The sequence below is a fragment of the Micromonospora sp. NBRC 110038 genome (assembly GCF_020884815.1).
Lineage (GTDB): Bacteria > Actinomycetota > Actinomycetes > Mycobacteriales > Micromonosporaceae > Micromonospora > Micromonospora haikouensis.
The window spans coordinates 1-22,206 of the sequence record NZ_BBOL01000005.1 but is presented as its reverse complement, the minus strand read 5'-3'; the positions used below and the strand labels follow the sequence as shown (position 1 = coordinate 22,206).

Below are 22,206 nucleotides of genomic sequence, written 5' to 3'. Positions count from 1 at the left end.
GGTTCGGTTTCCCGGGCAACCTATTCCCCCGGGGAGGGCTCCAGGAAAGCACCAGCTTCCCGGGCCGCCAAGGCCGGGTCACCGGCCCTGATCGCGTCCACCAGCCGGGCGTGGTCGACGTACCGCTCGGGCTCCAGCGCGTCGCCCGTCGCCTGGCTGATCGTGCTGCGCAGCGCAGCGCCGACCGACGCGTACAGCTCGGCGAGCATGCCGTTGTGGGCGGCGGCCACCACCGCCGTGTGCAGGGCTGCGTCGGCCTCGACGAACTCGTCGACCCGGCCCGCGCGCCAGGCGGCCTCCCGGGCGGCGAGCGCGCCGTCGAGGGCGGCCAGATCCGCCGGGGTACGCCGCAGCGCGGCCAGCCGCGCCGCCTCCACCTCGAAGGCGCGGCGCACCTCGACGACCTCGGTCATCCGGTCGTCGGTGAGTCGGCGGGCCACCACGGGGGCCAGCTCGTCGGTCGACACCACGTACGTCCCGGAGCCCTGCCGGCACTCCAGCACCCCGGCGTGCACGAGGGCGCGGACGGCCTCCCGGACGGTGTTGCGCCCCACCCCGAGGGCGGCGACGAGCTGCGGCTCGGTGGGGATGCGGCCGCCCACCGGCCACTCGCCGCCGAGGATGCGGGCCCGGAGCTGCTCGATCGTCTGCCGGACGCGCTGGCCCCGGGGCGGCGGGGGCGGGGACCCGGGCGGGGGTGCGGAGTCGGGCCGGGGGGCGGACCCGGGCGGGGGCGCGGAATCAACCGACGGTGGCACTGGTTACATCACCTGCCCAGGATTCATCCCATGATTGTAGGTTGAAGGCCATGACCCCGCCACCGACCGCCGTCGCGGAACCGACCACCGGGACCGCCCGATCCCGCCCGACCGTCGACGTGGCGCGCGCCCCGGCCCCCGCACCCACCCTCGTCGAGAAGACCGAGGCCAAGAAGACCGGGACCGAGAGGACCGGGACCGAGAAGGTCGAGGCCAAGAAGACCGGGCAGCCCGTGACCGGCGGGCTGCTGGTCCTGGTCGGGATGCTGCTGGTCGCCCTCAACCTGCGCGCCGCCGTGACCAGCCTCGGCGCGCTGCTCGGCGAGGTCCGCACCGGCCTCGGGCTCTCCGGGGCGATGGCCGGGCTCGTCACCACCCTGCCGACGATCGCCTTCGCCGGGCTCGGCGCGCTCACCCCCTGGCTGGTCCGGCGGTACGCCCCGGCCCGGGTGCTCGTGGTCGCCATGTCGGCCCTCGCCGTCGGGCAGGTGCTGCGCGTGGTCACCGACTCCGCGCTGGTCTTCGTGGCCACCAGCGCGCTCGCGCTGGCCGGCATCGCGGTGGCGAACATCCTGCTGCCGATGCTGGTGAAGCAGCACTTCCCGCACCGCACCGGCCTGGTCACCGGGGCGTACACGATGGCGTTGACGACGGGCACGACGGTGGCCGCCGCGTCGGCGGTGCCGGTGGCGCACGCCTTCGGGTCCTGGCGGGCCGGGCTCGGGGTCTGGGCCGGGCTGGCCGCGCTGGCCGTACTTCCGTGGGTGCCGCTGGCGCTGCGGGCCCGCGCCGCGCGGCGGGCCGCCACCGGCGCGGTGGCCGTCGCCGCCCCGGTCCGGGTGCGGCCGGCGCGGACGCGGCTCGGCTGGGCGATGGCGGTCTACTTCGGCGCGCAGTCGCTGAGCGGGTACGCGATCATGGGCTGGCTGGCCCAGCTCTTCCGCGACGCCGGCTTCCGTCCGGAGACGGCCGGGCTGCTGCTGGCCGGGGTGACCGCGCTCGGCGTGCCGGTGGCGCTGCTGATGCCGACGCTCGCCGGCCGGCTGCGGACGCTGCGGCCGCTGGTGTTCGGGCTGACCGCCTTCTCGGCCGCGTCCTACCTGGGGCTGGCGCTCGCGCCGCACGACGGCGCGCTGCTCTGGGTGGCCCTGCTCGCCCTCGGCCAGGGCGCGTTCCCGCTGATCCTCACCACCATCGGGCTGCGCGCCCGCACGGCGGAGGGGACGGTGGCGCTGTCGGCGTTCGCGCAGAGCACCGGGTACGTGATCGCGGCGCTCGGGCCGCTGCTGGTCGGCGTCCTCTACGAGGCGACCGGCGGGTGGACCGCGCCGATCGGGTTCCTGCTCGTCGCCCTCGCCGTGCAGACGGGCGCGGGCCTGGTCATCGCCCGCCCCCGCTTCGTCGAGGACGAGCGCTGAGCGGGACGGTCAGGAGGAGGCCGGCGTGGGGTCGCCCGCGACGGCCTGCTCCACCGTCGGGTAGGTGTGCAGCACCTCGACGAGCCCGCTGACCTCCAGGATGCGCAGCACCCCGCGCTGCGGGGCGGCCAGCCGGACCACGCCCCCGGCCTCGTCGCAGCTGTTCTTGGCGCGTACGAACACCGACAGCCCGGTCGAGTCGCAGAACGAGACCTCCGCCAGGTCGAACACGAGGCGGCTGCGGCCCTTGTCCAGCAGGTCCGTGATCTGGTCCTGGAGCTGCGGAGCCGTCGCCATGTCCAGCTCGCCCGCGACCGACACGACGACCACGTCGCCGCGCTGTTCCGTCTGCACCGTCAAGGACATTCGCCGACCTCCTGCTGGTATCGGTGGAACCGTATCCCACGAGGGCGGTTCGGCGCAGAGCCGGGAGCGCCGGGGTGCCGGTCGTCATGTCGTTGCCGTGGGACAACTAGTTTCCGACTACCCGGTGGTAGAGTCCGGCCGACCCAGGTCATAGGGAGGATGCCGTGGCGTTGAGCGCGGAGGAAAGCGGTCGCCTGACCGGTCTGCTCGACGAGCACGCCGAGCGGATCACCCAGCGCTGGACGGAGCTGGTGGGCGCCTCGCTGCGCGGCCGGCTCAGCCAGGCGGAGCTGCGTCGCCAGGTGCAGGAGCTGCACCGGGCCGTCATCGAGGCCGCCCGCGGCGGCGGTTTCGACCTGGAGTCCGAGTCGGCCGGCGAGCTGCGCGCCGTGCTGGCCGAGCTGTCCCGGGGCCGGGCCCGGCAGGGCTTCACCGCCACCGAGACGGCGATCAGCGTGTACGCGCTCAAGGACGTCCTGCTGGAGCTGCTGGAGGCCGACGCCACCGACACGGCGCTGCGCGACTACGTGGCCTTCTCCTCCCTGGTCGACCAGATGGGGCTGTTCACCTTCGAGAGCTTCGTGCGCACCCGGGAGAGCCTGATCGCCGACCAGGCCGAGCAGCTGCTCGAACTCTCCACCCCGGTCGTCAAGATCTGGGAGGGCGTGGTCGCCGTCCCGCTGGTCGGCACGCTCGACTCGGCCCGCGCCCAGGTGGTGATGGAGCGGCTGCTGCAGACCCTCGTCGACACCGGCTCGCCGTACGCGATCATCGACATCACCGGCGTTCCGGCGGTCGACACCCAGGTCGCCCAGCACATCCTCAAGACCGTGGTGGCCGCCCGGCTGATGGGTGCCGACTGCATCATCTCCGGCATCCGGCCGCAGATCGCCCAGACCATCGTCGCCCTCGGCATCGAGTTCGGCGACATCGCCACCAAGGCCAGCCTCGCCGACGCGCTGCGACACGTGCTGCGGCTGACGGGCGTGGAGACGGCGCGCCGCCAGCCGCGTCGGGAGTCCTGATGGAGCGGGTGCCGGTCCTGAAGATCGGCGACATCCTGCTCGTATCGATCCAGGTCGACATGTCCGACCAGACGGCGGTGCAGCTCCAGGAGGACCTGGCCGAGCGGATCGTCGCCACCGGCTGCCACGGCGTGATCATCGACATCACGGCGCTGGACATCGTCGACTCGTTCGTCGGCCGGATGCTCTCCACCATCGCCTCCATCTCCAAGGTGCTCGACGCCGAGACGGTGGTGGTCGGGATGCGTCCCGCCGTCGCCATCACCCTGGTCGAGCTGGGCCTGTCGCTCAACGGCATCCGCACCGCCCTCAACGTGGAACGGGGCATGGAGCTGATCGCGGCGACCCACGACGACGACTACGGCTACGACATCGACGAGCCCGGCGACCAGTCCACGGACACGAGGTGACCGCGGGCGTCGACCTGGGCGACCCGCAGGCCCAGGCGATCCGCAGCGACGAGGACGTGGTGCGGGTCCGCCAGTTGGTGCGTACGGTGGCGGTGGCCGTCCGGCTCTCCCTGGTCGACCAGACGAAGCTGGTCACCGCCGCCAGCGAGCTGGCCCGCAACACCCTGGTCTACGGCGGGGGCGGCAGCGCCGAGGTGTCCGTGGTGGACAACGGCCGGCGGCGCGGGGTGCGCATCGTCTTCGCCGACGACGGCCCCGGCATCGCCGACCTGGACCTGGCCCTCACCGACGGCTACACCACCGGCGGCGGCCTCGGGCTCGGCCTCAGCGGTGCCCGCCGCCTGGTCGACGAGTTCGACATCGACACCGGCCCGGGGCGGGGCACCCGCATCACGGTCACCAAGTGGTCCCGATGACCCTGGACGCCGTGTCCGACCACGGCATCTGGTTCCGGGTGGAGAGCGGCAGCGCGGCCAGTTCGGTCCGGCGGGCCGCCGAGCGGCTGGGCGGGCAGCTCGGCATCGGCGACGCCCGCACCGCCGACCTGGCCATCGTCGCCGCCGAGCTGACCAGCAACCTGGTCAAGCACGCCGACGACGGGGTGCTGCTGCTGCGCCCCGTGCGCGTCGGCGACCGGGCGGGCGTGGAACTCGTCGCCATCGACTCCGGGCCCGGCATGGCCGACCTCACGGTCTCCTCCCGCGACGGCCACTCCACCGCCGGCACGCTCGGCATCGGCCTCGGCGCCATCATGCGCCAGGCGGACTGGTTCGACGGCTACTCCCTCCCCGGCCGGGGCACCGTGCTCGCCGTGCAGATCTGGCCGAAGGGCCCCGCCCCGGCGCAGTCCTGGGCCGGGGCGCTGACCCGGCCGCTGACCGGCGAGGCGGTCAGCGGCGACGGGTACGCCGTCCGCGTCGCCGAGGGGCGGCACCAGGTGCTGGTCTGCGACGGTCTCGGGCACGGGCCGCTGGCCGCGTCCGCGACCGACGCGGCGCTCGCCGCGTTCCGGTCCGCCCCGGCCGCCCCGCCGGCCGCCGTGGTGCAGCACCTGCACCGCGCGATGACGCACACCCGGGGGGCCGCGCTGGCCGTCGCCGAGCTGGACGGGCAGGCCCACCTGCTCCGGTACGCGGGGCTGGGCAACATCGCGGCGACCGTGCTCGCCGAGGGCGAGCGGCGGCGCGGGCTCGTCTCCCTGCCCGGCATCGCCGGCCATCAACGACCCGTCGTCCGCGAGTACGAGTACCCCTTCCCCGCCGGAGCTTCGCTGGTGATGCACAGTGACGGGGTGGCGGACCGCTGGCAGCTCGACGACTACCCCGGCCTGGCCGGGCGCGCCCCGCTGGTGCTGGCCGCGACCGTGCTGCGCGACGCCGGGGTGCGACGGGACGACGCGTGCGTACTCGCCGCGAGGGCGCCCTGGTGACGGGCCCGGCCGGCGGCCCGTCGCTGCTCCAGATGGCGCTGCGGGTCGAGCACGACATCTTCCTCATCCGGCAGCGGGGCCGGGAGGTCGCCGAGGCGGTCGGGCTGGAACATCAGGACCAGGTGCGGCTTGCCACCGCACTCAGCGAGGTGGCCCGGGACCTGCTGCGGATCTGCGGCGGTGCCGACGTCACCTTCGCCGCCGTGGTCGAGGCGCAGGGCCCGGTCCGCCTGCGCGTCGACCTGGCCCCGGTGCGCCCGCTCCCCAGCGGCCGGTACGAGCCGCAGTCCGGCGCGGTGGCACGCCTCGTGGACATGCTGGGCGTGGTGGGCCGGGAGGGCGATACGGTCGTGAGGATGTCCCGACGTGTCCCGGCCAACGCGCAGGCGCTGACCCCGGAGCGCCTCGCCGAGCTGCGCGCCGAGCTCGGCAGCTCTGCTCCGGCCAGCGCCGTGGACGAGCTGGCCCTCCAGAACGAGCAGCTCATCGCCGCCCTGGACGAGGTACGCAGCCAGCGCGACGAGCTGGCCGTGCTCAACGAGGAGCTCCAGGAGACCAACCGGGGCGTGATGGCGCTCTACAACCAGCTCACCGAGGAGCTGGAGGAGACCAACCGGGGCGTGGTGGCCCTCTACGCCGAGCTGGACGAGAAGTCGGCCCAGCTGCGTACCGCCAGCGAGTCCAAGAGCCGGTTCCTGGCCAACGTCAGCCACGAGCTGCGCGCCCCGGTGACCGCGATCATCGGGCTGAGCCGGCTGCTGGCCGACTCCGCGTCCGACCCGCTCACCGCCGAGCAGGCCCGCCAGGTGGGGCTGATCCGGGACTCCGCCACCGACCTGCTCGGCCTGGTCAACGACCTGCTCGATCTCGCCAAGGCGGAGTCCGGGCGGCTGGAGCCGAACTGGACCGAGGTCGACCTGCGGGCCATCTTCGGCCAACTGCGCGGCACCCTGCGGGCGCTGTCCACCAAGCCGGACGTCGAGCTGGTGGTGGAGGACCCGCCGCCGCCCGGCACGGTCCGTTCCGACGAGGTGCTGCTCGCCCAGGTGCTGCGCAACCTGCTGCACAACGGGCTCAAGTTCACCGAGCGGGGCCAGGTCCGGCTGCGCGCCGAGCTCCGCGACGGGCGGTGGCGGCTGTCCGTCTCCGACACCGGGTCGGGCATCGCCCCGGAGCTGCACGAGCGGATCTTCGAGGAGTTCTACCAGGTGCCGGGGAGCACCCGCATCGGCGGCACCGGCCTCGGTCTGCCGTACGCCCGGCGGGTGACGCACCTGCTCGGCGGCGCACTGGAGCTGGCCAGCGAGCCGGGGCGGGGCAGCACCTTCACCGTCGTCCTGCCGGTGGGCGGAGCGTGACGGTGGACGGTGGTCAGGGGACCGTGCTGGTCGTCGACGACAGCCGCACCAAGCGCTACCTCCTGGTGAGCTGGCTGAGCCGGGCCGGCTTCGCGACGCTGGAGGCGGAGAGCGGCGGCGAGGCCCTGGCCCGGGTCGGGGTGGACCCGATCGACCTGGTGGTGCTCGACGTCCGGCTGCCCGACCTGACCGGGTTCGAGGTCTGCGAGCAGATCAAGAAGGCCCACCCGGCGATGCCGGTGATCCACGTGTCGGCGCACGCCGTCGACGTCAACGACCGGGCCCAGGGCCTGACCCGGGGCGCGGACGCCTACCTGGCCGAGCCCATCGAGCCCGACGAGCTGGTCGCCACCACCCACGCGGTGCTGCGCTACTACCGGGCGCGGCAGCGCGCCGAGCAGCTCGCCGACCGGCTCAGCCGGCTCGCCGAGACCACCCTCGCCGTCAACTCCGCGCCGACCTTCCCCCGGCTGATGGTCGCCGCGGCGGCCGGGGCGGCCGAGATGCTCGGCACCCCCGTCGTCGTGCTCGCCGAGACCATGGACGGCACCACGCTCGCCGCCGCCACCACCGGCCCCGGCGCGGAGCCCGTCGTGCGCCCGTGGCCCATGCCGACCGACGACGTGTCGATCGGGGCGATCCTGCGGGAGCAGGTGGACCCGGCCGAGTGGGCGGTGCACGACTGGGCCGGCGAGCCGGAACTGGTCGTCGCGGTCGCCCGGCTGCGCCCCGACCGGTCCCCGATCTACGTGGCGGTGCCGCCCCGGGCCCTGGTCCCGGGCGCCCCCGTGGTGCGCCAGCTCGCCCAGGCCCTCGCGGCGGCCGTGGAGGCGCAGCGGACCCTCGACGAGGAACACCGGATCGCGGTGACCCTGCAACGCAGCCTGCTGCCGCGCCGGCTGCCCGAGGTGGCCGGGCTAGACCTCGCCGTCCGGTACGAGCCGGCCAGCGCGCAGACCGAGGTCGGCGGGGACTTCTACGAGCTGGTGATGCTCGGCGACGAGCTGTTGGTGGCCATCGGCGACGTGGCCGGCCACTCGCTGCACGCGGCGACGGTGATGGCCGAGCTGCGGCACGCGGTGCGGGCGTACGCGGTCGAGGGGCACCCGCCCGGCGTGATCCTGACCCGGGTCGACGAGCTGATGCGGACGCTGCTCCCCGGCGAGCTGGCCACCATCTGCGTGCTGCAACTGCACCCCGGCACCGGTCACGTCCGACTGGCCAGCGCCGGCCACCTGCCGGCGCTGATCAGCCGCGACGGCCGGGTGGAGTACGTCCAGCACTCCGCGCCGCTGCTCGGCGTGCGTGTGGACCGCCCCGCCGACCTGGAGTTCGTGCTGCCGGCCGGGTCGACGCTGGTGCTCTACACCGACGGGTTGATCGAGCGGCGGGACGCCACCATCGACGAGGGGCTGGCCGCCCTGGCCCGCTGCGCCGAGACGGTGGACGACGACCTGGACGGCTTCTGCCAGCGGCTGGTGGTCGAGCTGGCCCCCACGGAGATCCAGGACGACGTGGCGGTGGTGGCGGTCCGCCGCCGGTGACGTGCAAGGAAGGGCACCTTGGTAACGCTTTCTGTTGTACAGGGGCCCCTTCCTAACACCCGTCGCCCGCCTCCAGTATCAGCCCGGCGAGGTGGACGGCGAGCGTGACGGGCGCGTCGGCGTACTCGTGCAGGAGCCGGCGGCGGGCCGGCGAGCAGGGCCACGGCCCGCCGCAGACCCGGCAGAGCCAGATCGGCCGGGCCGGCAGATGCTCCCGGGCCGGCGGGCGTTCGCGAGCCTGCGTCGCGTGTTCGCGGGCCGGGTCCCGGGGTCGCTCGTCCACTGTGGCTGTCCCTCCTCGACTGGTGCGGGGGCGTGCCGCCGTGCCCGGCACGCCCCCGCGCGGTCCCGTCCGGGCCGGGGAATCTCGGGGGAAGACACCCGAACGGGCCCGCTGGGGTCACATTCTGCTGATGCTGCGGTTACTGTGTGAATGGTCGCGGCCCGGGCCGTCCGGGCGTCCGGGCCGCGATCCTGCACGTGGTGCCGTTCGCGGTGGGGGCGTATGCCGGGCTGGACGGCTCGTTCGTCATCGCCACGCCGCCCGTCGGCGAGGATATGGTCTATGTGGAGACTCAGCTCGGCGGGCACGTCGTCGATCGCCCGGCCGACGTGCGCCGGGCGATCGACGTGTGGGAGTCGATCCGGGGCGAGGCGCTGCCCCACCAGCGGTCGATCGAGCTGATCGCGGAGATCACGGAGGCGGGACCATGGACCTGAGCGCTGCGCGGTGGCGCACCAGCAGCCGCAGCAACAGCACGGGCGGCAACTGCGTCGAGGTGGCGGGCAACCTGCCCGGCGTGGTGGTCGTGCGCGACTCGAAGGACCGCACCGGCCCGGTGCTGGCGTTCGCCCCGGCGGCGTGGGGGGCCTTCCTCACCCGGCTCGCCCCGGCCGACTGACCCGCTGCACCCCCCCGCTGGCTGATCCGCTTCACCCCGGTCGGCTGAGCGAGGCTCCCGCCGGTCGGTTGAGCGACCGGGCGTACGCGGCCGGGGTGAGCCCCGTCGCGGCGGCGAACTCGCGGATCAGGTGGGCCTGGTCGGCGTACCCGAGGTCGGCGGCGACGGCCGCCCAGTCCACCGGCCCGCCGCTGGCGGCGTGCTCGATCGCCTCCTGGATGCGGTACCGCCGGATCACCCACTTCGGGCCGACGCCGACGTGGTCGAGGAACAGCCGTTGCAGGCGTCGGGTGGTGGTGCCGTGCCGGCGGGCCAGGTCGTCGACCCGCAGCACGCTGCGGTCGGCGCGGATCTCCCCGGCCAGCGTCATCACCTCCGCCGAGAGCGGGTCGACCGACGGCAGGCCGGTCGCCGGTGAGCCGGCCATCGGCGGACTGGCCGCCGACAGGCCGTTCGCCGTAGCGTCAGCCGCCGACGGGGTCGCCGTCGGCGAGGCGGGGCGGGGGTGCCAGGCGAGCAGGAGGGCGTCGAGGGCGGCGGCGCGCTCGTCGTCCGTACCGTCGCAGGGGTGCCGGCCCGCGACGAGCCCGGCGGGCAGCGGGCGGCGCTCGCCGGTCAGCTCGGCGACCGGCCCCGGCCAGAACGGGCGGAACCCGCCGGGGCGGAACTGCACGCCGCTGACCCGGCCGGTGCCGGCGAGGGTGATCCGGAACAGCTCCCGCCCGACGCCGGCCACCTCGGCGGACTCGGAAACGGCAGCGTCCGCCACGTCGCGGCGGAAGACCAGGTTGACCGCCGGGTGCGGCAGCACGCGCTGCTCGAACGGCTCGTCGAGGCACCAGTCGACCAGCCAGTAGTGCTCGACGTACGGGAGCAGGGCCGGGGCCGGCGGCAGGCGGCGGAAGCGGACCTCGCGCCGCAGCCGTGCGGGGTCGAGGATGCCCCGGTTGTCGGCGCGCGGGCCGCTGTCGCATTTCTTCAAGCTTGTCCTCCCGGGCTGCCTACGCTGCCCCTATGACCACGAAGACTAGTGAACTGCTGGCGGATGCCGCGCCGCGTGCCGTGGCGGTGGTCCGGGCGATCTCCGGCGACCAGTTCGACCTGCCGACCCCGTGCGCGGACTACACCGTGCGGGACCTGCTCGGGCATCTCTTCCAGGTGGTGGTCAACTTCCAGGCGCTGGCCGCCCGGCAGCCGGCGGACTGGGCGGACAAGACCGACCGCCTCACCGACGGCTGGCGGGACCGGTTCGCCGCCGAGACGGAGCGGCTGGTGGCGGCGTGGGCCGACCCGGCCGCGCTGGAGGGCGTGTCGCCGGGGATGGGCCTGCCGCAGGAGACCGTCGGCGACATGGCGCTGATCGACCTGACCGTGCACGCGTGGGACCTGGCGCGGGCCACCGGCCAGCCGTACGACGCCGCGCCGGCCGTGATCGCCACGCTGAACGGGTTCATGGACCGGATGGGCGAGATGGGCCAGCAGCAGGGCGCCTTCGCCGCCCCGGTCACCGCCCCGCCGAACGCCACCGACCTGGAGCGCGGCGTCGCCCGGATGGGCCGAAACCCCAACTGGTCGCCGAGCTGACCGGAGAGCCAATGTCTTGTACGTGAAGTTCGGGAGGTGTCATGCGTACCGTCCCCTACTCGGAAGTCCGGCAGAACCTGGCCAAGATGCTCGACCACGTCGTGAACGACGCCGAGGAAGTGGTGGTCACCCGCTCCGGCCGTGAGGCCGCCGTCATCATCTCGCTGCGTGAGTACGAGTCGCTGAAGGAGACGGCGTACCTGATGGCCAGCCCTGCCAACGCGCGCCGGCTCAACGAGGCCGTCGAAGAGTTGCGCAACGGGGGCGGGGAGATGCGCGATCTGATCGACCCCGATGCCAGCCCAGGCGAGGCGTCGACAGCGTGAAGGTCCAGTTCGCCAGCCGGGGCTGGGAGGACTATCTGGCCTGGCAACAGGATCGTCAGATGCTCAAGCGGGCCAACACCCTGATCGAGGACATCCGCCGCAACGGACACCAGGGCATCGGCAAACCTGAGCAACTCCGTGGCAACTGGGCGGGATTCTGGTCGAGGCGCATCGATCAGGAGCACCGCCTGGTCTGCCGCATCGTCGGCTTGACGGTCCTATTCGCTCAGTGAATAGTCTATCCGGTGTCCACTCCGCACGTGCTGCTCGGCCTGCTCGCCGAGGGCGACAAGCACGGGTACGAGCTGAAGCGCGCCCACGACCGGCGGCTGCCCCGGGCGCGTCCGCTGGCGTTCGGGCAGGTCTACGCCACGCTCGGCCGGCTTGAGCGGGACGGGCTCGTGGCCGCCGCCGGCCAGGACCGCGACGCCGGCCCCGACCGCACCGCCTACGCGCTCACCCCCGCCGGACGCGACGCCCTGGCCGCCTGGCTCGCCGAGGTCGAGCCGCCTATGCCGTACGTGGCCAGCACGCTCTTCGCCAAGGTGGTGGTGGCACTCCTGGTCGCCGACACCGGCCACGTCCGGTCGTATCTCGTCGCGCAGCGCCGGGCGCACACCGAACGGCTGCGCGAGCTGACCGCCGTCAAGACGGACCCGTCGGCCAGCCTCGACGACGTCGTCGCGGCCGACTACGCCATCGCCCACCTCGACGCCGACCTGAGGTGGCTGCACACCACCCTGGAGCGGGTCGCCGACTGGCACCGGGAGGTGCACTCGTGACGGAACTTCAGGCTCGCGGCGTGGTGAAGGCGTACGGGCCGACACCCGCGCTGCGCGGGATCACCCTCGACGTCGCCGAGGGGGAGATCGTCGCGGTGACCGGCCCGAGCGGCTGCGGCAAGTCCACCCTGCTGCACTGCCTGGCCGGCATCCTGCGCCCGGACGCCGGCCAGGTCTTCTGGCGGGGCGAGCGGATCGACACCTGGTCCGAGGCGGCCCGGTCGAAGCTGCGGCGCACCGAGTTCGGGGTGCTGTTCCAGTTCGGCCAGCTCGTGCCCGAGCTGACCGTGGCGGAGAACGTCGCCCTTCCGCTCCTGCTCGCCGGCACGGGGCGGCGAGCAGGGCGGACGGTGGCGACGGCCTGGCTGGACCGGCTGGGCGTGGCGGACCTGGCCGACGCCCGGCCGGGCGAGCTGTCCGGCGGGCAGCAGCAGCGCTGCGCGCTGGCTCGCGCACTGGTCACCGAACCCCGGGTGATCTTCGCCGACGAGCCGACCGGCGCGCTCGACACGCTGGCCGGCGAGCAGGTGCTCACCCAGCTGGTCCGGCTGGCCCGCGAGCAGCGTACGTCGGTCGTGCTGGTCACCCACGAGCCGCGCATCGCCGGGTACGCCGACCGCGAGGTGATCCTCCGCGACGGCGAGGTGGACGGGGCCGGCCTGGGGCTCGACCTGCCGGCGGCGGGCGGGCCCGGTCTGGGGCTGCTCGCCGCCGGGGCACCGGCGGGCGAGGCACCGGCTGGCGGAGCGCCCGCGGGTGGGGCGCGGTGAGGCCCGGCGCCCTGGGCCGGCTGGCCCTCGCCGGCACCCGCACCGACACCGTCCGGGTGGTGCTGACCGCGTTCAGCGCCGCCCTGGCCACCCTCGCCGGGCTGGCCGCGCTGACCGTGCTGGCCATCCCGACGCCGCCGGCCACCGACGACAACGGGGTCCGCTGGTCCCAGCAGTATTCGGAGGCGCTGCTGCGCGAGCCGGGGCTGCGCGGCGGCACGGCCTTCGCGTTGCTGCTGCTCGCCCTGCCGGTGCTGGCGCTGGCCGGGCAGTGCGCCCGCCTCGGCGCGCCGGCCCGCGACCGCCGGTTGGCCGCCCTCCGGCTGGCCGGCGCGACCCCCGGCCAGGTGACCCGGCTGGCGGCGTTGGAGACCGGGGTGGCCAGCCTGCTCGGCACCGTGGTCGGCCTGCTGGTCTTCCTGGTCGCCCGCGAGCTGCTCGACCGGCCCGACGCGGACGGCCGGCTCGCGTTGCCCACGGACGTGCTGCCGTCGCCCGTCGCGCTGGCGGCCGTGGTGCTCGGGCTGCCCGCCGTCGCGGCGGCGGCCACCGCGCTGCTGCTGCGTCGGGTCGTCACCACCCCGTTCGGCGTGGTCCGTCGTGCCCGACGGGACCGCCCGCCCCGCCCCTGGTTCGCGCTGCTCGTCCCGGCCGGTCCGGCGGCGGTCGGCGGCTACGGCCCGCTGCTGCGCTGGCTGGAGCGCCACGAGGTGCAGGCACCGCTGCCGTACCTGCCGATCCTGGTCGCCGTCGGAGGGCTCGCCGCCCTGGTCGGAACGGTGCTCGCGGCGGGCTGGTTCTCGTACGCCGCCGGCCGGCTGCTGCACCGTCTCGCCCGGGGGCCGGCGGCGCTGCTGGCGGCCCGCCGGCTCGTCGCAGACCCGTGGGCCGGCAGCCGCACCTTCGCCGCGCTGCTGGCCGCCGTGCTGTTCGGCGGGGGCGCGGCGGCCCACCGGGCCTACTTCCAGGCCCGGTACGACGCCGAGCTGGCCGAGGCACGCTCGTTCGGCGACATCCCCTGGGGGGACACGTTCTACCTGGACACGATCGGGCTGGTGGACCTCGCCGTCGCCGTGGCCGTCACGATCGCCGCCGGTGGGCTGCTGGTCGCGCTGGTGGAGGGGATCGTGGCCCGCCGCCGGGCGTACGCGGCGCTGGTCGCCCAGGGCGTGCCCCGGGGCGTGCTGGGCCGGTCGGTCGCCTGGCAGGCGCTCGCCCCGGTGGTGCCGGCGGTGCTGCTCGCCCTGACCGTGGGCCTGCTGCTCGGCCGGTTCCTCGCGGGCCCGGTGTCCACCTCCACGGTCGACGGAGCGAAACGGTACGTCATGCCCGGCGTACCCCTGGAGCAGCTGGCCCTGGTCGGGGCCGGCGCGGTCGCCGCGGTGGCCCTCACCGTCGCGGTCGGGCTGCTCTTCCTGCGGGCCAGCACCACCACCGTCGAGGAGCTGCGGGCGACCTGAGGCAGGATGGCCCCGTGGACCTCGTGACGCTCGACGACATCCGGGCCGCCGCCGCCGACATCGCGCCGACCGTCCTGCGCACGCCGCTGCTGGCCGCGCCGTGGGACGACGGGCTGTGGCTGAAGCCGGAGAGCCTGCAGCCGGTCGGGTCGTTCAAGCTGCGCGGGGCCACCCACGCGGTCGCCCGGCTCGACCCCGACGCGCGGGCCCGGGGGGTGGTCACCCACTCGTCCGGCAACCACGGCCAGGCCCTCGCGTACGCGGCGCGGGCCGCCGGCGTGCCGTGCACGGTGGTGGTGCCCGACGGCGCGCCGGAGGTGAAGGTCGCCCGGATGCGGGCGTTCGGGGCGGAGGTGCTGCTCGTCCCGCCGGCCCGGCGGCTGGCGGAGGCCCAGCGGATCGTCGCCGAGACCGGGGCGACCCTGGTGCCGCCGTTCGACGACCGGCGGATCATCGCCGGCCAGGGCACCGTCGGGGCGGAGATCGTCGCCGACCTGCCCGACGTCGACGTGGTGCTGGTGCCCGTCGGCGGCGGCGGCCTCGCCTCCGGGGTCGCCACGGCGGTCAGGGCGCTGCGCCCGTCGGCCGCCGTGTACGGCGTCGAACCGCTGCTCGCCGCCGACGCACGGGACTCGCTCGCCGCCGGGCGGGTGGTCACCTGGGACGTGGAGCTGACCTACCGCACCTGCGCGGACGGGCTGCGCACCAACCTGTCGGAGCTGACGCTGGCCCACCTGCGGGACCGCCTCGACGGCATCGTCACGGTGACCGAGGAGGAGATCCGGGCCGCCGCCGGTCGCCTGATCCGCGAGGCCCGACTGGTCGTCGAGCCCAGCGGCGCGGTGGCCACGGCCGCCCGGCTGTTCCGCGCGGACGAGCTGCCGCCGGGGCGTACGGTCGCGGTGGTGACCGGCGGCAACGCCGACCCGCAGGTCCTCGCCGAGCTGGTCACCACCGCCTGAGCCGCTCCTTCAGGCCGCGCCGAGGCGGTCGAGGATCCAGGCGTTGACGAACGCCTCCTCGCGCCACGAGTCGTACCGGCCGCTGGGGCCGCCGTGCCCGGCGCCCATCTCCGTCTTGAGCAGGTAGTCGCCCTGCGGGGCGACCGCCCGCAGCCGGGCGATCCACTTGGCCGGCTCGTGGTAGAGCACCCGGGTGTCGTTGAGGCTGGTCACCGCGAGGATCGCCGGGTAGTCGACCGCCGCCACGTTCTCGTACGGCGCGTAGGACTTCATGTACGCGTAGACCTCGGGGTCGTCGAGGGGGTTGCCCCACTCCTCCCACTCGGTGACGGTCAGCGGCAGCGACGGGTCGAGGATCGAGGTGAGCGGGTCCACGAAGGGCACCTGCGCGACGACGCCCGCGAACGCGTCCGGCGCGAGGTTGGCCACCGCGCCCATCAGCAGGCCGCCGGCCGACGCGCCCCGGGCCACCAGCCGGTCGGCCGATGTCCAGCCCGACTTGACCAGGTGCCGGGCGCAGGCCACGAAGTCGGTGAACGTGTTCTTCTTGGCCAGCATCTTGCCCTGGTCGTACCAGCGCCGGCCCAGCTCGCCGCCGCCCCGCACGTGCGCGACGGCGAAGACCACGCCCCGGTCCAGCAGGGAGAGCCGGGCGACGGAGAACCACGGGTCCATGCTCGCCTCGTACGAGCCGTAGCCGTAGATGACGCAGCCGGCGGAGCCGTCGCGGGGGGTGCCGGCCCGGCAGACCAGCGAGATCGGCACGCGCGTGCCGTCGTCGGCGAGCGCCCAGTCCCGGTGCTGCTCGTAGTCGGCCGGGTCGTACTCGCGACCGTCCGGGCCGGGCAGGACCGGCTTGCGGCGGCGCAGGGTCAGCTCCCGGGTGACCAGGTCGTAGTCGTACACCGACTCGGGGGCGACGAGCGAGGCGTAGCGCAACCGGACCTGCCGGGTGCGGTATTCCGGGTTGCTGTCCAGCCCGACGCTGTAGAGCGGCTCGGGGAAGTCGATGTCGTGACCGTCGCCGCCGCCGACCGGCAGCACCCGCAGCCCGGTCAGCCCGTTGGTGCGCAGCGACACGACCAGGTGGTCGGCGAACGCGTCGACCGACTCCAGCCGGGTCCCGGGGGTGTGCGGGATCAGCGGGACCCAGTCGCCGGGCGCGTCCGCCGAGGTGTACGCGAGCGCGAAGTCCTCGGCGTCGTCGTTGTGCAGGATCAGGAAGCGGTGCCCGTGGTGCTCGACGCTGTATTCCACGCCCTGCCGACGGGGCGCGACGGACGCCGGCTCGCCGGTGGGGTTGCCGGCGGGGATGACCAGCACCTCACTGGTGATCTTGCTGTGGATGTCGATCAGGACGAACTTCTCCGACCGGGTCAGCTCGACGCCGACCCAGAACCGCTCGTCGTCCTCCTGGTGGACCACCACGTCCTCGGTGGACGGGGTGCCGATCCGGTGCCGCCACACCCGGTGGGGCCGCCAGGCGTCGTCGACGGTGACGTAGAACAGCACCGAGGCGTCGGCGGACCAGGCCGTGCCGTAGAACGTGCCCGGCACCTCGTCGGCCAGCACCTCGCCGGTGGTCAGGTCCTTCACCCGCAGCGTGAACCGCTCGTCGCCGCTGAAGTCCGTCGAGTAGGCCAGCCAGCGCCCGTCGGGGCTCACGTCGAACGCGCCGAGGGAGAAGAAGTCGTGCCCCTCGGCGAGCAGGTTGCCGTCGAGCAGCACCTCCTCGCCGTCGAGCGGGGCACCGTCCACGCTGACCGGCGGGTCGGTCTCGCCGTCGCGGACCGCGCGGCGGCAGTGCACGCCGTACTGCTGGCCCTCGACCGTGCGCGTGTAGTACCAGTGGTCACCCTTGCGGGTCGGCACCGACAGGTCGGTCTCCTGGGTGCGCCGGCGCGTCTCCTCGAACAGGGTGTTCCGCAGCTCCGCCAGGTGCGCGGTGCGCGCCTCGGTGTGCGCGTTCTCCGCCGTCAGGTGGGCGATCGTCTCCGGGTCGTCCTTGGCGGCCAGCCAGGCGTACTCGTCGACGACGGTGTCGCCGTGGTGGGTGCGCTCGCTGGGGACCCGCTTGGCGACGGGCACGGGAGTCTCGGTGGTCACGCCGGTCAGGTTACCGTCCGTCGGGACCCCGGCACCCGCCCGGCGAGATCGACGCCCGGCACCGGCGCGGTGGCGCGACCGGGTGTTCGAACACATGTACGATTGCGGCCATGGCGACAGCAGCGGGGTCCATCGATCGGTCCGGTGCAGTGGACATCACCCGACGGCTGGCGGAGATCTGCGGCCCGCCCTTCGCGCGGTTCGCGGGGGCGGCCGACGAGGTCGCCGGCGCACAGGCCCGGTGGGTGGCCGTGCCCGGTGCCCCGCAGGCCGCTGCCGAGGTGCTGCGGCTGGCCGCCGCCCACGACCTGACGGTGGTGCCCCGCGGCGCCGGCACGAAGATCGACTGGGGGGTCGCCCCCGCACACGTCGACATCATGCTCGACACCGGGCGGCTGGCCGGCATCTGCCACCGGCCGGCCGACGGCGGCGTGGTCGAGATCGGCGCGGGCACCCCGCTGCGGGCCGCCCAGGCCACCCTCGAACGGGCGGGGCTGCGGCTGGCCCTCGACGCGCCCTCGCCCGGGGCCACCGTCGGCGGGGTGCTGGCCGCCGACGAGTCCGGCCCGCTGCGGCACCGCCACGGCGGCCCCTGCGAGCAACTGGTCGGCGTGCGCTACCTGGACGCCGCCGGCGAGCTGATCAGTGCCGGCGGCGGCGCACCCGGCCTGGAGCTGGCCCGGCTGCTGTGCGGGTCGCAGGGCGGCCTCGGCGTGCTCCTCTCCGCCACCCTGCGGGTGCAGCCGGTGCCGGCCAGCCAGGCCTGGGTCACCCGTCCGGTGTGGAGCCCGTTGGAGGTCGACGGCCTGGTCCGGGAGGTGCTCGCCGCCCGGCTCGACGCGGCGGCCGTGGAGCTGGACCTGCCGGCCCGCGCCAACCGGGCGCGCCCGCCGCTGCACCCCGACGCCCCGGAGGCCCTGGCCCGGGCCCGCCACCCCTCCATGTTCCGGCGTACGGTGACCCCGGCCGGCGCGGGCAGCCTGACCGTGCTGCTGGAGGGCGACCCCGCCGACGTCGCCGAACGCGCCGACGGCCTGCGCGGACTGTTCGGCGACGAGGCCAAGATCGGGCACTCGGCACCGCAGTGGTGGCGGCGCTATCCGTTCGGCCCCGGCGAGACCGCGCTGCGCATCGAGGTGCCGGTCGGCAACCTGCACGCCGCCGCCTACGCGCTGCGCGACGCGGCCGGCGGCCCGGTGCCGGTGCGCGGCTCGGCCGGTCAGGGGGTGCTGCACGCCGCCCTGCCCGGCACCCTGCCCGTCGATCGGGTGGCGTCCATCGTCGCCGGGGTGCGCGCCGTCCTGCTCGCCCGGCGGGGCCGGTGCGTGGTGGTCGCCGCGCCACCTCCGGTGCGGGAGGCCGTCGACCTGTGGGGCGAGCTGGCCTCGCTGCCCCGGCTGCGGGCGGCGAAGGAATACCTGGACCCGCACCAGCGGCTCGCCCCGGGCCGCCTCCCCGGCGGCCTCTGACACCACCTGCGCGCCCGCGCCCGCGCGCCCGCGCGCCCCTGCGCGGTCGCCGGTGCCGGCTGTCGGCCGCCGGGCCGGGTCGCCATGTCGGCGACATGGGGGTATCCCACGCCGGGGATACCGCGATGTCGCCGACATGCAGCGCCGACGCGCCCCGCGCAGCCCAGGCCCGGCCCCGGCATGGGCCCGGCCCCGGCGTGGACCCGCCTCGCGCGGCCCGACCCTCCGCGCGGGGACCCGGCACCCGGTGCGGGCCAGCCCGGTGGGCGGGGCGTCAGCGGCGGTCGTTGCGCAGCACGAGGATCGCGATGTCGTCGCGGGGCGTCTCGGCCGAGAACCCGATCGCTGTCGACCGCAGCCGGGCGGCCACCACGTCGGCCGAGTATCCGGCCAGCGGCGCGGCGGACTCCCGCAGCCGCTCCGTGCCGAACAGCTCCCGGCCGCGCCGACGCTCGGTCACCCCGTCCGTGTAGAAGATCAGCGAGTCGCCGGGGGCCAGGGTCAGCTCGACGGCCGGGGAGGCGATCGCGTCGAGCAGGCCGAGCGCGGTGCCGCCGGCCCCGACGAACGCGGCCCCGTCGCCGGCGCGCAGCAGCACCGGGCGGTCGTGGCCGGCGAGGTGCAGGGACACGTCGAGCTGGTCGCCCTCGCCCGGCCCGACGGCCGCCAGCGCGAGCGTGCAGTAGCGCCCGCCGCCGCGCTCGACCAGCGTGTTGTTGAGCCGGACCAGCGCCTCCGGCAGCGGCTTGCCGTCGCTGACCAGCACCCGGATGACGTCCCGGACCAGCCCGGTGACGGCCGCCGCCTCGACCCCCTTGCCGGACACGTCGCCGACCACCACGAGCCAGCGCCCGTCGGGCAGGGGGAGCACGTCGTAGAAGTCGCCACCCACCTCGGCGTCGTCGCCGGTCGGCACGTACTCGGCGGCGAAGCCGATGCCGTCGACGACCGGCAGGACCGGTGGCAGCAGCGACCGCTGGAGCGTCTGCGCCACCCGCCGCCGCTCGGCGTGGATGCGGGCGTTCTCGATGGCCAGGGCTGCCCGCCGGGCCACGTCCTCCAGCACGGCCACCTCGTCGGGGTCGTGCCGGTGCCGCTGGTGGCGGCCCACCGCGAGGGTGCCCAGCCGCTGCCCGCGCGCCACCAGCGGGACGGCGAAGCCCTCCATCGGCCCGCCCAGCGGCACCTGCGACCCGATCCGGGACGCCTCGCGCAGCCGGGACTGCACCGAGTCCGTGCCTGTCTCGCGGAGCACCTTGTGCAGCTGCGGCAGCACCGACTCGTCGGCGTGGGTGGCGGCCGCGAGTCGCAGCCGCCCCCACTCGTCGGCCGTGTGCACCGCGCACCACTGGCCGAGGCGGGGCACGACGAGCTGCGGGATCAGCACCATCGTCAGCTCGACGTCGAGGGACTGGGCGAGCAGCTCACCCGCCTCGGCCAGGAACGTCAGCCAGGCCTGCCGGCGTACGTCGGCCCGGCGCAGCCGGTCGTTCTCCAGGTGCAGCGAGAGCCGTTCGGCGGTCAGCACCGCGAGCGGCCGCGCGTACGTCGAGGGGGCCGCGTCCAGCTCCAGCTCCCCGGTGTACGGCCGGTGCACCGCCAGCGGCACCCGCAGCAGCTCGTTGCCGGCGCGGGGGGTGCGGCCGTAGCGGGCCAGCACCTGCCGGCCCAGCCCGTCGCCGCGGTCGAGGCGGACGAGGCCACCGGCCGCGCCGACCATCTCGGCGAGCCGGGTGAGCAGGTCGGTGGCGAAGTCCGGCAGCGGGTCGTCGGCGTACTGGTCGGGGGCGGTCTGCATCAGCTCGCTCATCGCCCCGGCGCTGGGCCCCGCGTGCTCCCCGCCTGCGGTCGACATCGGCGTGCCCCCGGCGGCACCGGCCTGGGGGCCGGCGGCGACCGACTGCCCGTCGGCGGCACCGGAGCGGTCCAGCCGGAACCACACCCCCTTGCCGGTGGGCAGGTAGGTCGTGCCCCACCGACTGGCGAAGTGGTCCACCAGCAGCAGCCCCCGGCCCCGCTCGGACACCTCGTTGATCTCCGAGGTGTCGTTGCGTACGCCGACGGTCAGCTCGTCGACGGATCCGGCGGCGAAGTCGGAGACCGTCACGGTGAGGCCGACGTCGTCGCCGACGACCTCGATGTCCAGTTCGGTGCGGGCGTGCTCGACGGCGTTGGTGGTCAGCTCGGTGGTGAGCAGCAGGGCCTCGTTGAGCAGGTCGTCGAGGCGCGCGGCGGCGAGCACGGACCGGACCAGGGCGCGGGCGGCGGCAGGTGTGCGCCGGTCGGCGGGCAGCCGGACCCGCCGGACGCGCTCGTCCGGACCGTCGAAGGCCGCCGGCCCCGCCTCCGCTGACACCTCCGTATCCTCCACCGCCGCCCGGCCCCGCGCCAAGCTGATCCGGCGGTCGGCCCGCCGTGCCGGGCGGGCCGGCGTCCCGTCGGCGGCGGTACGGCCGGGCGTGGCGGGCCGGCGGGCGGCGCGTCCCCGGAGCCCAGCCGGGCACAATGAGGGAACGGCCGGTGCGTTCGACGGGCGCCGGCGGCCCCCGGAACTCAGCGAGGAATGCGATGACCACGGCGAAACACCCGGTAGCCGCGGACCCGTCCGCGCCGGACCAGGCCGCTCTGCTCGGCGAGCTGGCGGAGGCGCTGCGGCGCGTGCGCGGGGGTGACCTGAAGGTGCGGCTGCGGCCCCGGGCGGGCGCGGCCGGCGAGGTGGCGGACGCCTTCAACGAGGTGGTGGCCCTCCAGGAGCGGCAGCACCGCGACCTGCTGCGGATCAGCCGGGTCGTCGGCCGGGACGGCCGGCTCAACGAGCGCCTGGAGGAGGAGGGGCTGGAGGGTTCCTGGGCGGAGGACCAGCGGGCCGTCAACTCGCTGATCGACGGCCTGGGCCGGCCGACCACCGAGATCGCCCGGGTGATCGTGGCGGTGGCCGACGGCGACCTCTCGCAGCACATGGCGCTGGAGATCGACGGCCGCCCCCTGCGCGGCGAGTACCTGCGGATCGGCCGCACGGTCAACACCATGGTCGACCAGCTCTCGTCGTTCTCCAACGAGGTGACCCGGGTGGCCCGGGAGGTGGGCACCGAGGGCAAGCTCGGCGGCCAGGCCGACGTGCGCGGGGTGGCCGGCACCTGGAAGGACCTCACCGACTCGGTGAACACCATGGCGTCGAACCTGACCGGCCAGGTGCGGTCGATCTCCCAGGTGGCGACGGCGGTGGCCCGGGGCGACCTGTCGCAGAAGATCACGGTCGGGGCGCGCGGCGAGGTCGCCGAGCTGGCCGACACGATGAACTCGCTCACCGACACGCTGCGCCTCTTCGCCGAGCAGGTGACCCGGGTGGCGCGCGAGGTGGGCACGGAGGGCAAGCTGGGCGGCCAGGCCGACGTGCCGAACGTCGCCGGCACCTGGAAGGACCTCACCGACAGCGTCAACTCGATGGCGTCGAACCTGACGGCGCAGGTGCGCAACATCGCCCAGGTCTCGACGGCCGTCGCCCGGGGCGACCTGTCGCAGAAGATCACCGTCGCC

At 75.0% G+C, this 22,206-nt stretch carries 24 protein-coding genes; 18 read left to right on the top strand and 6 right to left on the bottom strand.

Translation table 11 applies throughout. The features are described 5' to 3' along the window. Positions 1-20 precede the first annotated feature (20 nt). On the bottom strand, positions 21-644 hold the full coding sequence (locus tag LPU61_RS18370) for a FadR/GntR family transcriptional regulator (protein WP_043963729.1): 624 nt from the start codon (positions 642-644) through the stop codon (positions 21-23). A gap of 377 nt (positions 645-1,021) precedes the next feature. Between LPU61_RS18370 and LPU61_RS18365 the strand changes: the two genes are divergently transcribed. Next, entirely contained in the window at positions 1,022-2,176 is a 1,155-nt protein-coding gene (locus LPU61_RS18365; protein ID WP_043963730.1) for an MFS transporter, read from the top strand. Positions 2,177-2,185: 9 nt separating this feature from the next. Here LPU61_RS18365 and LPU61_RS18360 read toward each other — a convergent pair whose 3' ends face one another. Continuing rightward, entirely contained in the window at positions 2,186-2,542 is a 357-nt protein-coding gene (locus tag LPU61_RS18360) for an STAS domain-containing protein (protein WP_043961290.1), read from the bottom strand. A gap of 164 nt (positions 2,543-2,706) precedes the next feature. Here LPU61_RS18360 and LPU61_RS18355 point away from each other — a divergent pair, with 164 nt between their 5' ends. Genes LPU61_RS18355 through LPU61_RS18330 form a run of 6 tightly spaced genes read left to right on the top strand, consistent with a single transcriptional unit; the run spans position 2,707 to position 8,308 of the window. Continuing rightward, entirely contained in the window at positions 2,707-3,567 is an 861-nt protein-coding gene (locus LPU61_RS18355) for an STAS domain-containing protein (RefSeq protein ID WP_043961291.1), read from the top strand. Next, entirely contained in the window at positions 3,567-3,977 is a 411-nt protein-coding gene (locus LPU61_RS18350; protein WP_229405610.1) for an STAS domain-containing protein, read from the top strand. The genes LPU61_RS18355 and LPU61_RS18350 overlap by 1 nt, the downstream gene beginning before the upstream one ends. After that, the gene (locus tag LPU61_RS18345) at positions 3,974-4,393 is read left to right on the top strand and encodes an ATP-binding protein (RefSeq protein ID WP_043961293.1); all 420 of its coding nucleotides are present in this window, start codon (positions 3,974-3,976) and stop codon (positions 4,391-4,393) included. The genes LPU61_RS18350 and LPU61_RS18345 overlap by 4 nt, the downstream gene beginning before the upstream one ends. After that, on the top strand, positions 4,390-5,406 hold the full coding sequence (locus tag LPU61_RS18340; protein WP_043963731.1) for an ATP-binding SpoIIE family protein phosphatase: 1,017 nt from the start codon (positions 4,390-4,392) through the stop codon (positions 5,404-5,406). Before LPU61_RS18345 ends, LPU61_RS18340 begins: the two co-directional genes overlap by 4 nt. Positions 5,407-5,438: 32 nt before the next feature. Then, a complete protein-coding gene (locus tag LPU61_RS18335; protein WP_229405837.1) occupies positions 5,439-6,764 on the top strand; it encodes a sensor histidine kinase in 1,326 nt (441 codons plus the stop codon). A gap of 2 nt (positions 6,765-6,766) precedes the next feature. Beyond that, complete coding sequence (locus LPU61_RS18330) at positions 6,767-8,308, top strand: SpoIIE family protein phosphatase (RefSeq protein ID WP_043961294.1); 1,542 nt, start codon at positions 6,767-6,769, stop codon at positions 8,306-8,308. 52 nt (positions 8,309-8,360) lie between these two features. Here the strand turns inward: LPU61_RS18330 and LPU61_RS18325 are convergent, their stop codons facing one another. Beyond that, a complete protein-coding gene (locus LPU61_RS18325; protein WP_043961295.1) occupies positions 8,361-8,591 on the bottom strand; it encodes a hypothetical protein in 231 nt (76 codons plus the stop codon). Positions 8,592-8,737: 146 nt separating this feature from the next. On the opposite strand from LPU61_RS18325, the gene LPU61_RS18320 reads away from it, so the two are divergent. Then, on the top strand, positions 8,738-9,028 hold the full coding sequence (locus LPU61_RS18320) for a Scr1 family TA system antitoxin-like transcriptional regulator (RefSeq protein WP_229405609.1): 291 nt from the start codon (positions 8,738-8,740) through the stop codon (positions 9,026-9,028). Next, a complete protein-coding gene (locus tag LPU61_RS18315) occupies positions 9,019-9,210 on the top strand; it encodes a DUF397 domain-containing protein (protein ID WP_043961296.1) in 192 nt (63 codons plus the stop codon). Before LPU61_RS18320 ends, LPU61_RS18315 begins: the two co-directional genes overlap by 10 nt. Positions 9,211-9,241: 31 nt before the next feature. Here LPU61_RS18315 and LPU61_RS18310 read toward each other — a convergent pair whose 3' ends face one another. Further along, the gene (locus LPU61_RS18310; protein WP_043961297.1) at positions 9,242-10,192 is read right to left on the bottom strand and encodes a helix-turn-helix domain-containing protein; all 951 of its coding nucleotides are present in this window, start codon (positions 10,190-10,192) and stop codon (positions 9,242-9,244) included. Positions 10,193-10,224: 32 nt separating this feature from the next. Between LPU61_RS18310 and LPU61_RS18305 the strand changes: the two genes are divergently transcribed. Genes LPU61_RS18305 through LPU61_RS18275 form a run of 7 tightly spaced genes read left to right on the top strand, consistent with a single transcriptional unit; the run spans position 10,225 to position 15,094 of the window. Next, the gene (locus tag LPU61_RS18305; protein WP_043961298.1) at positions 10,225-10,794 is read left to right on the top strand and encodes a TIGR03086 family metal-binding protein; all 570 of its coding nucleotides are present in this window, start codon (positions 10,225-10,227) and stop codon (positions 10,792-10,794) included. 41 nt (positions 10,795-10,835) lie between these two features. After that, entirely contained in the window at positions 10,836-11,120 is a 285-nt protein-coding gene (locus LPU61_RS18300) for a type II toxin-antitoxin system Phd/YefM family antitoxin (protein ID WP_043961302.1), read from the top strand. Then, positions 11,117-11,353, top strand: a complete 237-nt coding sequence (locus tag LPU61_RS18295; RefSeq protein WP_229405608.1) for a Txe/YoeB family addiction module toxin — start codon at positions 11,117-11,119, stop codon at positions 11,351-11,353. The genes LPU61_RS18300 and LPU61_RS18295 overlap by 4 nt, the downstream gene beginning before the upstream one ends. 12 nt (positions 11,354-11,365) lie before the next feature. Next, on the top strand, positions 11,366-11,902 hold the full coding sequence (locus LPU61_RS18290) for a PadR family transcriptional regulator (RefSeq protein ID WP_229405607.1): 537 nt from the start codon (positions 11,366-11,368) through the stop codon (positions 11,900-11,902). After that, positions 11,899-12,672 (top strand): ABC transporter ATP-binding protein, encoded by a 774-nt coding sequence (locus LPU61_RS18285; RefSeq protein ID WP_229405606.1) that lies wholly within the window; start codon positions 11,899-11,901, stop codon positions 12,670-12,672. The genes LPU61_RS18290 and LPU61_RS18285 overlap by 4 nt, the downstream gene beginning before the upstream one ends. Further along, the gene (locus tag LPU61_RS18280) at positions 12,669-14,132 is read left to right on the top strand and encodes an FtsX-like permease family protein (RefSeq protein WP_229405605.1); all 1,464 of its coding nucleotides are present in this window, start codon (positions 12,669-12,671) and stop codon (positions 14,130-14,132) included. The genes LPU61_RS18285 and LPU61_RS18280 overlap by 4 nt, the downstream gene beginning before the upstream one ends. A gap of 14 nt (positions 14,133-14,146) precedes the next feature. Further along, on the top strand, positions 14,147-15,094 hold the full coding sequence (locus LPU61_RS18275; RefSeq protein ID WP_229405604.1) for a threonine/serine dehydratase: 948 nt from the start codon (positions 14,147-14,149) through the stop codon (positions 15,092-15,094). 9 nt (positions 15,095-15,103) lie between these two features. On the opposite strand, the gene LPU61_RS18270 is transcribed toward LPU61_RS18275, so the two are convergent. Continuing rightward, the gene (locus tag LPU61_RS18270) at positions 15,104-17,200 is read right to left on the bottom strand and encodes a S9 family peptidase (protein WP_229405603.1); all 2,097 of its coding nucleotides are present in this window, start codon (positions 17,198-17,200) and stop codon (positions 15,104-15,106) included. Between the two features lie 110 nt (positions 17,201-17,310). On the opposite strand from LPU61_RS18270, the gene LPU61_RS18265 reads away from it, so the two are divergent. Continuing rightward, positions 17,311-18,669, top strand: coding sequence for an FAD-binding oxidoreductase (locus LPU61_RS18265; RefSeq protein WP_043961314.1), 1,359 nt, complete (start codon positions 17,311-17,313; stop codon positions 18,667-18,669). A 274-nt stretch (positions 18,670-18,943) separates the two neighbouring features. Here LPU61_RS18265 and LPU61_RS18260 read toward each other — a convergent pair whose 3' ends face one another. Beyond that, positions 18,944-21,025: a SpoIIE family protein phosphatase gene (locus LPU61_RS18260; protein ID WP_043961315.1), complete on the bottom strand. Its 2,082-nt coding sequence runs from the start codon at positions 21,023-21,025 to the stop codon at positions 18,944-18,946. A gap of 212 nt (positions 21,026-21,237) precedes the next feature. On the opposite strand from LPU61_RS18260, the gene LPU61_RS18255 reads away from it, so the two are divergent. Further along, a partial coding sequence (locus LPU61_RS18255) for a HAMP domain-containing protein (RefSeq protein ID WP_229405602.1) occupies positions 21,238-22,206 on the top strand: 969 nt, incomplete at its 3' end.